Genomic DNA, 12163 nt, shown 5'->3' with positions numbered 1-12163 from the left:
GCCCCGAAACTCTTATCCCTGCGCCGACACGACCTCGCCGTGGCGGGTGCAGGAGGCCTCGGCCAGAGCCACGAAGGCCTCGGCCACGTCGTCCGGCTGGGCCAGCTTGGTCTGGTCCTCGCCGGGGAAAGCCTGCATGCGCAGCTTGGTCGCCACGATGCCGGGATCGACCAGATTGACGCGCAGGTTCGACGAGGCGATTTCCATCGCGTAGGTCTTCACCATCATCTCCAGCGCCGCCTTGCTGGCCCCGTACGGGCTCCAGTAGGGGTACGGCGCGTTCGCGGCACCCGACGTCACGAAGATGGCGCGCCCCGCGTCGGACGCGCGCAGCAGGCGGTCGAAGGAGCGGATCAGGCGGAAGTTGGCCGTGACGTTCACGTCCATCACGCGCTGCCACAGCTTCGGATCGTAATGGGCGACCGGCCCCAGCGCCTCCAGGACGCCGGCGTTGCTGACCAGGATGTCGAGCTTCCCGAAGCGCTCGAAGATCGAGTAGCCGAGCTGGTCGATCTTGTCGAACTGGCGCAGGTCCAGCGGGACCAGCGTGGCGTTGCGGCCGGTGGCCTGGAAGATCGCGTCGTCGGTTTCCTCCAGTCCGCCGACGGTGCGGGCGGCGAGGATGACGTGGGCGCCTTCGGCGGCGAAGCGCTTGGCGACGGCGGCGCCGATGCCGCGCGAGGCGCCGGTGATGAGGGCGGTGCGGCCGGAAAGACGGGACATGGCGGCGACTCGACGAAGTTCGGTAGCGGGATTGGCAAACGGGCCGGTCCGCTGGGTTGCGGCCGGCCCGTCGCGGCGGTGGTCAGGCGGTCAGGCGCGGATGCGGACGTTCGCCTCGACCGGCGGGTGATCCAGCGCGTCGGTCAACGCGATGGGGTAGTCGCCGGTGAAACAGGCGTCGCAGAAGGTCAGGTTTTGCGGGTCGCGCCGCTCCGCGCCCATGGCGCGGTAAAGGCCGTCCAGCGAGATGAAGGCGAGGCTGTCGGCCTGGATGAAGTCGCGCATCTCCTCCACCGACATGCGGTGGGCCAGCAGCTTGCTCTGCTCCGGCGTGTCGATGCCGTAGAAGCAGGGGTGCGAGGTCGGCGGGCTGGAGATGCGCATGTGCACCTCCTTCGCCCCGGCAGCGCGCACCATCTCGACGATCTTCTTCGAGGTCGTGCCGCGCACGATGCTGTCGTCCACCAGCACCACCCGCTTGCCCTCAATCATGGCGCGGTTGGCGTTGTGCTTCAGCTTCACGCCCAGATGGCGGATCTGGTCGGTCGGCTCGATGAAGGTGCGGCCGACATAGTGGTTGCGGATGATGCCCAGCTCGAAGGGCACGCCGCTCTGCGTGGCGTAGCCGAGGGCCGCCGGCACGCCGCTGTCGGGCACCGGCACCACCACATCGGCCTCGATCCCCGATTCGCGGGCCAGCTCGGCGCCGATCCGCTGGCGGGCGTTGTAGACGGAGGACCCCTCCATCACGCTGTCGGGACGCGCGAAGTAGATGTACTCGAAGATGCAGAAGCGGCGGCCTTGCGGCTGGAAGGGGCGCAGGCTCTGTACGCCCTGGTCGTTCAAAACGACCATCTCGCCCGGCTCGACGTCGCGCACGTAATCGGCGCCGACGATGTCCAGGGCGCAGGTCTCGCTGGTCACGATGTAGGTGTCGCCCAGCTTGCCCAGGACCAGCGGGCGGACGCCCAGCGGGTCACGCACGCCGATCACCTCGTTCGGGGTCAGCGCCACCAGGGAGAAGGCGCCTTCGACCTGCCGCACCGCCTCGATCAGCCGGTCCACCGGCGAGCCGCCACGGGCGATGGCCATCAGATGGACGATGGTCTCGGTGTCGGTGGTGGACTGGAACAGGCAGCCGCGGCGGACGAGCTGGCGGCGCAGCGTGTGCGCGTTGGTCAGGTTGCCGTTGTGGGCCAGCGCGAAGCCGCCGAACTCGAAGTCGGCGTAGAGCGGCTGGACGTTGCGGATCGTCGTGTCGCCCGTGGTGGCGTAGCGGACGTGGCCGATGGCCTGCGGGCCCTTCAGCTTGCCGATGATCGCTTCCGACGAGAAGTGATCGCCGACGAGGCCCAGGGTGTGCTCCAGATGGAAGCGGTCGCCGTCGTGGCTGACGATGCCGCAGGCTTCCTGGCCGCGATGCTGCAGCGCATGCAGGCCGAGCGCGGTGATGGCCCCCGCCTGCGGATGGCTGTGGATGCCGAACACGCCGCACTCCTCGCGCAGCTTGTCGTCGTCGAACGGATGCGTCGTCAGCATCGGAAGATCCTCGTCATACACAGCATCACCAAAGGGCATTGCCCCGGCGGCCTCTTGCCAGCGGGGCGTTACACACAGGCACTCTGCACCGCGCGGCGTTCAGCGTGCGTTCTGGATCAGTCGCTCAAGGTCGCCGCGGTCCCGGTCCTTATAGCCGGTATCGGATTGCGACGCACCACCGGTCTTCGGCGCCCCGGGAACCGGCGTGGACAGACGGTCCAGGGCCTCCTTGGCCTCCACCGCCTGCCGCGCGCGCTCCCGCGCCATGTCCATCTGGCCCAGCCCGTCCTTGCGCAGCGAGTCCGGCATGACCTCGTAAATCATGGCGGCGCCGGACACCAGCATCGGCCGGGTCTTGGCGCTCTGCAGCCACGCCGGATGCTCCGCCGGGTTCGGCACCAGCCAAGCGAAGAAGAGATAGGCGACGGAGGCGAGGATTGCACCCTTCAGCAACCCGAAGACAAAGCCCAGCGAGCGGTCGAGCGCCGAGAGGCCGGAATTCTGCACCCCGCGCGACACCACGCGGCCCAGGATCGTCAGAACCACAAGGCTGACGACGAACAGCGCCACCGCCGACGCGGCGTAGGCGGCCATCTCGACATGGATGTAGGTCTGCGCGATGGGCAGCACGTGGGGCAGGGCGTTCAGCGTGATCAGCGCCGCACCGACCCAGGCCGCGACCGACAGCACCTCGGCCACCATGCCGCGGGTGAAGGCCAGCAACGCCGACAGCAGAAGCACGACGATGACGGCCAGATCGGCCGGGTTGATCGGGAAGGTGTCCATAACGCCGCTACGCCTCGTGCGCTTTCGCTTCAGATGCTCGTGTCAAACCAGACGCTCTAATCCCGGTCGCGCGGCGGTCGGGTCCCCGATCCGGCCTGGAACAGCGGCAGCAGTTCACTGAGCTGCTGCAGCTCGACCGATTTCAGGCCGGTGTCGCCGCGCCCCGGCTTCTTGCCGTTCCGTCTAGCCGGAAAGATCGCCGTTGAAAACCCCAGCTTCGCGGCTTCCTTCAGCCGGGAATCGCTCTGGCCCACGGCGCGCACCTCGCCCGACAGGCCGATCTCGCCGAAGACCACGGCGTCGGCGGGCACCGGCTCCCCGGTCAGGGACGAGACCAGAGCCGCGGCGACCGCGAGGTCCGCCGCCGGCTCGGTGATGCGCAGCCCGCCGGCCACGTTCAGATAGACGTCGTTGGCGCCGATCTGCACGCCGCAGCGCGCCTCCAGCACCGCCAGGACCATGGCGAGCCGCGCCGAATCCCAGCCGACCACCGCGCGCCGCGGCGTGCCGAGCGGGGAGGGGGCGACCAGCGCCTGGACCTCGACCAGCACGGGGCGGGTGCCCTCCATGCCGGCGAAGACCGCGGCGCCCGACACGTCGCCGCGCCGCTCCGCCAGGAACAGGGCGGAGGGGTTGGCGACCTCGCCCAGACCGCCGTCGGTCATTTCGAACACACCGATCTCGTCCGTCGCGCCGAAGCGGTTCTTCACCGCGCGCAGGATGCGGAACTGGTGGCCGCGCTCGCCCTCGAAATAGAGCACCGTGTCGACCATGTGCTCCAGCACGCGGGGACCGGCGATGGTGCCTTCCTTGGTGACGTGGCCGACCAGAAGCAGGACGCAGCCGCGCCGCTTGGCGACGCGGATCAGCTCCTGCGCGCTCGCGCGGACCTGGGCGACCGTGCCGGGGGCGCTGTCCAGATTGTCCACATACATGGTCTGGATCGAATCGATCACCACGACCTCCGGCCCGTCCGTGCCGTCCAGCGAGGCGACGATGTCGCGCACGCTGGTCGCCGAGGCGAGCTGGACCGGTGCCGCGGCGCAGCCCAGCCGGACGGCGCGCAGCCGCACCTGATCCACCGCCTCCTCGCCGGAGACGTAGGCGCAGCGGTGTTCCTGGGACAGCCGGGCCATCGCCTGAAGGAGGAGGGTCGATTTGCCGATGCCGGGGTCGCCGCCGATCAGGATCGCCGATCCGGGGACGAGGCCGCCGCCGCAGACGCGGTCGAACTCCTCGATGCGGGTCATGCGGCGCGGCGGCGCCTCGCTGGAGCCGGCCAGCCCGACGAAGTCCAGCCGGCGTCCGCGCGCCACGCCCAATCCCTTGGGGGCGGCTTCCGGGGCGGCTTCCTCGACGAGGGTGTTCCATTCGCCGCAGGCGTCGCAGCGGCCCGCCCATTTCGGGAAGGACGCGCCGCAAGCCTGGCAGACATAGCGGGTTGTTGGCTTTGCCAAAGGTCTAGCGTTTGGTTGGAGCGGCAGCGCCCCACATATAGCAAGCTGACGTTCTAAATCCTATGGCAGAGGTGATAAAAAGCTGGGGCTTTTCTCGGCCGTTCCGGTGGTAGGTTCTCTTCCGGAATCACGATGAACAACGGATGTGAGGTGACACGGTGGCGGACAAGGACGCGCGGAAGATCCCGCTGCATGGCCCGGAGGAGTTCGAGGCGATTCGCAAGGCCGGGCGGCTGGCCGCGGCGACGCTCGACCACATCACGCCCCAGGTGGTGCCGGGGGTCAGCACGGGCCATCTGAACCGGCTGATCGAAACCTTCATGCGGGACAACGGCGCCATCCCCGCGACCCTCGGCTACCACGGCTATCCGGCGGCAAGCTGCATTTCGCCGAACCACGTGGTGAACCACGGCATTCCGTCCGACGACAAGACGCTGGTCGACGGCGACATCGTGAACATCGACGTGACGGTGATCCTCGACGGCTGGTACGGCGACACCAGCCGGATGTTCTTCGTCGGCGACAAGATCGGGGTGAAGGCGCGCAAGCTGGTGGACATCACCTACAAGGCGATGATGGCCGGCATCGCGCAGGCCAAGCCGGGCAACCATCTGGGCGACGTCGGCCACGCCATCCAGACCCTGGCCGAATCCCACCGTTACGGGGTGGTGCGCGATTTCGGCGGGCACGGCATCGGCCGGGTGTTCCACGACGCGCCGCACGTCGACCATTTCGGCAAGCGCGGCACCGGGGTGCTGCTGGTTCCGGGCATGGTCTTCACCATCGAGCCGATGCTCAACGCCGGCAAGCCGGACGTGAAGATCCTGTCGGACGGCTGGACCACCGTCACCCGCGACCGCTCCCTGTCCGCCCAGTTCGAGCATCAGGTCGGCATCACCGAGACGGGCTGCGAAATCTTCACCCTGTCGCCGGCCGGCTACACCCAGCCGCCCTACGAAACCGCGACCGGAGCCGCCGCGGCATGAGCGGGGACCTGAAACCCTGGACGGTCCTGGAGCGCCGGACCCTGCTGGACGCGGGGCCCTTCCTGACGGTGCACGCCGAGACCGTCGAGACGCCGGAAGGGAGGCGGGTGGAGAATTTCTATCAGGTCGAGCAGACGGACTTCGTCCAGATGTTCGTCGAGGACGAGGACGGGCGCGTCCTGATGCTGCGCACCTACAAGCATGGCCCGCGCCGCGTCAGCCAGACCTTTCCCGCCGGCGCCCTGAACCCCGGCGAGGAGCCGTTGGCCGCGGCGAAGCGGGAATTGCTGGAGGAGACCGGCTACGCCGCGGAGGAGTGGACCGCGCTCGGCTCCTACGTGGTGCAGGCCAACCAGCGCGGCTGCGTCTGCCACATGTTCCACGCCCGCAACGCCCGCAAGGTGGCCGATGCGGACTCCGGGGACCTGGAGGAGATGCGGCTGGAACTTCTGACCCGCGGGGAGCTGATCGCCGCGGCGGCCGAGGGCGATTACGCCCTGCTGCCGGTCATCGCCATGCTGGGCGCCGTCCTGCTGCCGGAGCTGCGCGACAACCTCGCGCGGTCGGCGGCGCGTCCGGCGCCCTGACGGTCACTTCCCGTCGGTCGGACCGGCGAAGAAATGGGCGAGCGCGTCGGCGGCTTCGAGCGACAGCTGGTTGTCGTTCTTGAGAAGCTGCTCGTGGGTGTTCTTGATGGTCTGCACCGTCTCTTCGTTGGTCAGCAGCCCCTTGGCCTGGAGCGTCTCCAGGATCTTGGCGCTCAGCATGAAGCTCGCGAAGGCCAGTCCGTTCGTGGTGATGTCCGCCATGATCGTCTCTCCGATGGGGCGCCGGCCTGTGGCGGCCGGCGTTCTTGGTGGCCGACCCTACCGGGCGGCAGGTTAATTTTGCACAAACCGGCCCTGGGGCCCGCCGGCCGGGCGCGTCAGAGCGCCCGCACCTGCATCTTGATCGGCCCTTCGCCCCGCCCGTGGACGAACTGGTCCACGTAGGGGTTGCCGGAGTTGTCGATGTCGTTCGCGTGGCCGGTCCAGATGATCCGGCCCTGGTAGATCATCGCCACGCGGTCGGCGATCTTGCGGGCCGAGGCCATGTCGTGGGTGATGGTCACGGCGGTGGCGCCGAGGTCCTTCACGCACTTCACGATCAGCTCGTTGATCACGTCGGCCATGATCGGGTCGAGGCCGGTCGTCGGCTCGTCGAAGAAGATGATCTCCGGCTCGTCGGCGATGGCGCGGGCGAGGCCGACGCGCTTCTGCATGCCGCCCGACAGCTCCGACGGGAACAGCTCTCCCACCTCCGGGCCGAGGCCGACGGCGCCCATCTTGGCGATGGCGATATCCTTGGCCTTGGCGCGCGGCATGTGCTCGCCCTGGATCAGGCCGAAAGCGACGTTCTCCCAGACCTTCAGGCTGTCGAACAGGGCGGCGCCCTGGAACAGCATGCCGAACTTGTGCAGCAGCTTCTCCCGCTCGCGCGGGCGCAGCTTGGTCGTCTCCTCGCCATCGACGCGGATGGAGCCGCTGTCCGGCGACAGGAGGCCGAGGATGCACTTCAGCATCACCGACTTGCCGGTGCCGGACCCGCCGATGACGACCAGCGATTCGCCGCGCCCGACCTCCAGGTCGATGCCGTTGAGCACCACCTTCGGTCCGAACGCCTTGTGCACGTTCTTCAGCGCAATCTTCGGCGGATGAGCGGGGGGAACCTGCGACATGGACTCGCTCATTGCTCTGCGCTCACTTCGTCGAGAAGAAGATGCCGGTGATGAGGTAGTTCCACACCAGGATCAGGATGGAGGCGGACACCACGGCGTTGGTCGTCGCCGCGCCCACGCCCTGGGCGCCGCCGCGCGAATGGTAGCCGTGGTAGCAGCCCATCAGCGACACCATGAAGCCGAACACCGCCGCCTTGACGAGACCGGAGATCACGTCGATCGGCTCCAGGAACTCCCAGGTCCGGCCGATGTAGGAGGCCGGGTTGAAGTCCAGCCGGTAGACGCCGACCAGGAAGCCGCCGAACACGCCGATGATGTCGGCGACCAGCACCAGCAGCGGCAGCATGGTCAGCCCGGCGATCAGGCGCGGCGCCACCAGATATTTGAACGGGTTGGTGGACAGGGTCGACAGCGCGTCGATCTGCTCGGTCACGCGCATGGTGCCGATCTCGGCGGCCATGGCGGCGCCGATGCGGCCGGCGACCATCAGGCCGCCCAGCACCGGCCCCAGTTCCCGCGTCACCGACAGGGCGACCACCGTGGCGATGGCGCCCTCCGCCTGGAAGCGGGAAAAGCCGGAATAGCTCTGCAGCGCCAGCACCATGCCGGTGAACAGGGCGGTCAGCCCGACCACCGGGAGCGAGTAATAGCCGATGTCGACCATCTGGCGCAGGATCTGCCGTGGATAGAACGGCGGGCGCACGCAGTGCGACAGGGCGGAACCGGTGAACATGGCGAGCTTACCGGTGGCTTCCAGAAAGATCAGGAAGGCCCGTCCGGTGGCGGCAAGGAAACCCATCAAGCGACCTCAGGCGGCGGCGGGTCGCGGTAGACCCTGTGGTAACGCGCGCCCAGCGAGGTCAGGATCTCGTAGCCGATGGTTCCGCCCTCGCTCGCCACGGTGTCCACCGGGCGGTTCGGACCGATCAGCTCCACCAGCCCGCCGGGCGTCACCGCCTCGTCGGGAAGGTGGCTGACATCCACCGTAACCAGATCCATCGAAACGCGCCCAACCACCGGAGCGGCCACGCCGTTGACGAAGACATGGCCGCGCCCGCTGAGCGAGCGCAGATATCCGTCGGCATAACCCACTGCGATGGTTGCGATTTTGCCTCTCGCCGCAACGCGGTGCGTCGCACCGTAGCCAACGGTCATAGGGCTGTCAACGTTGCGCACCTGAAGCAGCCGGGCGTCGAGCCGGATGGTGTCCCGCATCGGGTTCGCCGCGGCGGGCGTGGGATTCACGCCGTAGAGCGCGCAGCCGGGCCGCACGAGGTCGAAATGGAAGGCCGACCCGTGGAAGATCCCGGACGAGTTGGCGAAGCTGGCCTCGGCCGCGGGCAGCCGTCCGACCGCCGAGCGGAAGCGCCCGAGCTGCTGGCTGTTCATCACCGAATCCTCGTCGGCGCAGGCGAGGTGGGTCATCCACACCCGGACATCGACCCCGTCCAGCCGGGAGAGGTCGCCGACCAGCGTGTCCAGCTCGTCCGGGCCGAGCCCGAGTCGGTTCATCCCGGTGTCGATGTGGACCACGGCGGGCAGGGCGGTGCCCCGCGCCCGGGCGTGGGCCTGCCACGCGGCGATGTCGCCCAGATGGTTGAGCACCGGCAGGATGCGACGGGCGGTGAAGTCCGGCGCGGTGCCGGCGGGCAGGCCGCCCAGCGACAGGACGCGGGCGTTCGCCGGCGCCACGGCGCGCACCGCCAGCGCCTCCTCGAACTGGGCGACCACGAAGGTCCGGCAGCCGGCGGCGGCGAGCGCCGGAACGACGCGCTCCACCCCCAGGCCATAGGCGTTCGCCTTGACCACGGCGGCGCATTCCGCCGGGGCCACCCGGTCGCGGAGCTGCGTCCAGTTGGCGACGATGGCGCCGAGGTCGATGGTCAGGACGGCGCCGGCGCGGGCCAGCGGATCACTCAGTGGGGCCGAAGTCATGGGTCGTGTCGAGGTCGCCGAATTTCGTGAACTGTCCGTCGAAGAACATGCGGACGCTGCCGATCGGGCCATGGCGCTGCTTGGCGATGATCGCCTCCGCGGTGTTGTGCACCTCGGCGTAGCGCTTCTGCCAGTTGGCGTAGCGGTCGTTGTACTTGTCCTCCGTCTCCTCCGGCCGGCGGGCCGGCTCGGCGCGCTCAAGATAGTACTGTTCGCGGTAAACGAACATCACCACGTCGGCGTCCTGCTCGATGGAGCCCGATTCGCGCAGGTCGGCGAGCTGCGGCCGTTTGTCCTCGCGCATTTCCACCGCGCGGCTGAGCTGGGACAGCGCCAGCACCGGCACTTCCAGCTCCTTGGCGATGGCCTTCAGGCCGCGGGTGATCTCCGAGATTTCCTGCACGCGGTTCTCGTTGCCCTTGGTCGAGCCGCCGCGCAGGAGCTGAAGATAGTCCACCACCACCATGCCCAGACCGTGCGTGCGCTTCAGCCGGCGGCAGCGGGTGCGCACCGCGGCGATGGTCAAGGCCGGCGTGTCGTCCACGAAGAAGGGGACGCGGCTAAGTTCCTGGCTGGCCGCCACGAACTTGGGAAAGTCGCTGTCCTTGATCTCGCCGCGGCGGATCTTGTCGCCCGACACCTCGGCCTCGCCGGCCAGGATACGGGTGGCGAGCTGCTCCGCCGACATTTCCAGCGAGAAGAAGCCGACCGGCGCGCCCTCGCCGCCGTTGCTGCGCATGTGCGCCTTGGCGGCGTTGAAGGCGATGTTGGTCGCCAGCGCCGTCTTGCCCATGGAGGGGCGCCCGGCGAGGATGATGAGGTCCGACGGGTGCAGGCCGCCCAGCTTACGGTCCATGTCGCGCAGGCCGGTGGTCACGCCGGTGACGTGGCTGGACCGGCGGAAGGCCGTCTCCGCCGTGGCGATGGCCGCCTTCAGCGACTCGGAGAAGGCGATGAAGCCGCCGCGCACGTCGCCGGTCGAGGCGAGGTCGAAGAGCTGCTTCTCCGCCGTCTCGATCTGGTCCATGGCGTCGATGTCGAGGTCGTGCTGGTACGCCTCGTTCACCATGTCCGTGCCGACCTCGATCAACTGCCGGCGCAGGAAGAGGTCGTGGATCGTCTTGCCGTAATCGCCCGCGTTGACCACCGTCACGACGTTGGCGGCGAGCTGCGCCAGATAGCCGGCGCCGCCGTCCGGCGCCAATTCGGCGTCGTTGTCGAAATAGGCCTTCAGCGTCACCGGGTTGGCGATCTGGCCGCGCTCCACCATCTTGGCGATGGCCGAATAGATGCGCTGGTGCGCCGGGTCGTAGAAATGCTCGGCGCGCAGGAACTCGCCGACCTTCTCGTACGCCTTGTTGTTCACCAGGATGGCGCCGAGAAGCGCCTGTTCCGCCTCCTCGTTGTGCGGCGGCGTGCGGTATTCCGCCGTCGGCTTCGCGGCACCGGCACGGGACAGCCCGCCGTCGAGGGGGCGCGGCTCGAAAAGCTGGGTGGTCTTGTCATCCATGGCGGCACTTTAGCAAAGGGCGGGACGCAAAGCTGTGCGATCGGGGTAAATCTACCCACATTCCTGTGAGTAACTTTTGCCCACAGCCGGTGAAAGCTGGGGGTAAGCCGGAAACGGCACGTTTTATCAAAGCTTTGGACCCGTGCAAAACCTGTGGGTCGATGTGGCGCGGGCGCCTCTGGTCAAGCGTTGCCGGCACCGACGTTCCGGCCGGTGCGCAGGGGCCGCGGCACCGCGTCGGCCAGGGCCGTTTCGGCGCGCTGCATGTAGTCGCGGACGAGCGGAACGGCGCCCAGCGAGCGGGCCAACTGCATCTGGAAAACCATGTGCCCCTGGTAGCGGAAGCTGATCTCCGCCCCAGCCAGATAGAACTCCCACATCCGGCAGAAGCGCTCGTCGTGCATGGCGCGGGCCTCCTCGCGCCGGGCCGCGAAGCGCTCCCGCCAATGGCGCAGCGTTTCGGCGTAATGCAGGCGCAGGATCTCGACGTCGGTGTTCCACAGCCCGGCCCTCTCCACCGCCGGGATCACCTCCGACAACGCGGGCGAGTAGCCGCCCGGGAAGATGTATTTGCGGAACCATGGGTTGGTGGAGCCCGGCCCGTCCGATCGTCCGATGGAATGAAGCAGCGCCACCCCGTCCTCGGCCAGCAGGTCGCGCAGCTTGGCGAAGAAGGTCGGGTAATGGGGCACGCCGACATGCTCGAACATGCCGACCGAGACGATGCGGTCGAAGCGCCCCTCCATCTCGCGATAATCGCGCAGTTCGAAGCGCACCTGCCCGGCCAACCCGGCATGGGCTGCCCGCTCGCGCGCCACGGCGAACTGCTCGCGGGACAAGGTGATGCCGGTGACTTGGGCGCCGGTCATGCGGGCGAGGTAGAGCGCCATGCCGCCCCAGCCGCAGCCGATGTCGAGGACGCGCATGCCCGGCTGGAGCAGCAGCTTCGCCGCGATGTGCCGTTTCTTGGCCTCCTGCGCCTCGTCCAGACCGGTGTCGGCCGTGGGGAAATAGGCGCAGGAATATTGCAGGTCGCGGTCGAGGAACAGTTCGAAGAAGGCCCGCGACAGGTCGTAGTGATGGGCGACGTTGCGCCGCGACCGCCGCAGGGGATTGCTCTGCTGGATGAGCCGCAGCGCCGGGGAGGCGGCCTCCCGGAGACTGCCGAGAACACCCTGGACATTGTCCGAACCGGCGCTCAGCAGCGCCAGGAAATCATAGACCGTGCCTCCTTCGATGGACAGGCGGCCGTCCATGTAGGCTTCGCCGAAGCGCAGCCGCGGATTGACCACCAGGTCGCGGTGCAGCGCCCGGTCATGCAGGCGCAGGGTGAGCGACGGGCTGCCGGTCCCCACCCGGTGCCTCCGTCCGTCGGCACCGACGATGTCCAGGGCGCCGGCCGTCAGGGCCGGGCTGAGCAGGCGGGCAAGCAGCATCGCGCGTCTCCGCATCCGTCGAACACGACTCGGTACGGTTTCATCGCCACGGGCGAGCAACCGGGAACGAGAGT

At 68.4% G+C, this 12163-nt stretch carries 12 protein-coding genes; 2 read left to right on the top strand and 10 right to left on the bottom strand.

Going from position 1 to position 12163, the window contains the following annotated elements:
• Window positions 1-12: 12 nt before the first annotated feature.
• From ABVN73_RS06255 to radA, 4 genes are all read right to left on the bottom strand, one after another.
• Window positions 13-723 (bottom strand): SDR family NAD(P)-dependent oxidoreductase, encoded by a 711-nt coding sequence (locus ABVN73_RS06255; RefSeq protein WP_014240364.1) that lies wholly within the window; start codon window positions 721-723, stop codon window positions 13-15.
• Between the two features lie 90 nt (window positions 724-813).
• A complete protein-coding gene (gene purF / locus ABVN73_RS06250) occupies window positions 814-2262 on the bottom strand; it encodes an amidophosphoribosyltransferase (protein ID WP_353859386.1) in 1449 nt (482 codons plus the stop codon).
• A gap of 99 nt (window positions 2263-2361) precedes the next feature.
• Entirely contained in the window at window positions 2362-3048 is a 687-nt protein-coding gene (locus ABVN73_RS06245; protein WP_353859385.1) for a CvpA family protein, read from the bottom strand.
• Between the two features lie 56 nt (window positions 3049-3104).
• Window positions 3105-4505: a DNA repair protein RadA gene (radA, locus tag ABVN73_RS06240; RefSeq protein WP_353859384.1), complete on the bottom strand. Its 1401-nt coding sequence runs from the start codon at window positions 4503-4505 to the stop codon at window positions 3105-3107.
• Between the two features lie 158 nt (window positions 4506-4663).
• Here radA and map point away from each other — a divergent pair, with 158 nt between their 5' ends.
• Both map and ABVN73_RS06230 read left to right on the top strand, forming a co-directional pair.
• The gene (map, locus tag ABVN73_RS06235) at window positions 4664-5491 is read left to right on the top strand and encodes a type I methionyl aminopeptidase (protein ID WP_353859383.1); all 828 of its coding nucleotides are present in this window, start codon (window positions 4664-4666) and stop codon (window positions 5489-5491) included.
• Window positions 5488-6078 (top strand): NUDIX hydrolase, encoded by a 591-nt coding sequence (locus ABVN73_RS06230; RefSeq protein ID WP_353859382.1) that lies wholly within the window; start codon window positions 5488-5490, stop codon window positions 6076-6078. Before map ends, ABVN73_RS06230 begins: the two co-directional genes overlap by 4 nt.
• A 3-nt stretch (window positions 6079-6081) precedes the next feature.
• On the opposite strand, the gene ABVN73_RS06225 is transcribed toward ABVN73_RS06230, so the two are convergent.
• From ABVN73_RS06225 to ABVN73_RS06200, 6 genes are all read right to left on the bottom strand, one after another.
• The gene (locus ABVN73_RS06225; protein WP_353859381.1) at window positions 6082-6300 is read right to left on the bottom strand and encodes a hypothetical protein; all 219 of its coding nucleotides are present in this window, start codon (window positions 6298-6300) and stop codon (window positions 6082-6084) included.
• A gap of 116 nt (window positions 6301-6416) precedes the next feature.
• The gene (locus tag ABVN73_RS06220; protein ID WP_038530840.1) at window positions 6417-7208 is read right to left on the bottom strand and encodes an ATP-binding cassette domain-containing protein; all 792 of its coding nucleotides are present in this window, start codon (window positions 7206-7208) and stop codon (window positions 6417-6419) included.
• Window positions 7209-7230: 22 nt separating this feature from the next.
• Complete coding sequence (locus ABVN73_RS06215; protein WP_353859380.1) at window positions 7231-8007, bottom strand: ABC transporter permease; 777 nt, start codon at window positions 8005-8007, stop codon at window positions 7231-7233.
• Complete coding sequence (gene alr, locus ABVN73_RS06210) at window positions 8007-9143, bottom strand: alanine racemase (protein WP_353859379.1); 1137 nt, start codon at window positions 9141-9143, stop codon at window positions 8007-8009. The genes ABVN73_RS06215 and alr overlap by 1 nt, the downstream gene beginning before the upstream one ends.
• Window positions 9121-10653 (bottom strand): replicative DNA helicase, encoded by a 1533-nt coding sequence (locus ABVN73_RS06205; RefSeq protein WP_353859378.1) that lies wholly within the window; start codon window positions 10651-10653, stop codon window positions 9121-9123. Before ABVN73_RS06205 ends, alr begins: the two co-directional genes overlap by 23 nt.
• Window positions 10654-10835: 182 nt before the next feature.
• Window positions 10836-12089, bottom strand: a complete 1254-nt coding sequence (locus tag ABVN73_RS06200; RefSeq protein WP_353859377.1) for a cyclopropane-fatty-acyl-phospholipid synthase family protein — start codon at window positions 12087-12089, stop codon at window positions 10836-10838.
• Window positions 12090-12163 lie beyond the last annotated feature (74 nt).

It is taken from the genome of Azospirillum formosense, from assembly GCF_040500525.1.
In the GTDB taxonomy this organism is placed as follows: Bacteria; Pseudomonadota; Alphaproteobacteria; order Azospirillales; family Azospirillaceae; genus Azospirillum; species Azospirillum formosense_A.
Note: the sequence above shows the minus strand (reverse complement) of the source record. Positions and strands in the feature narration are given on the sequence as shown.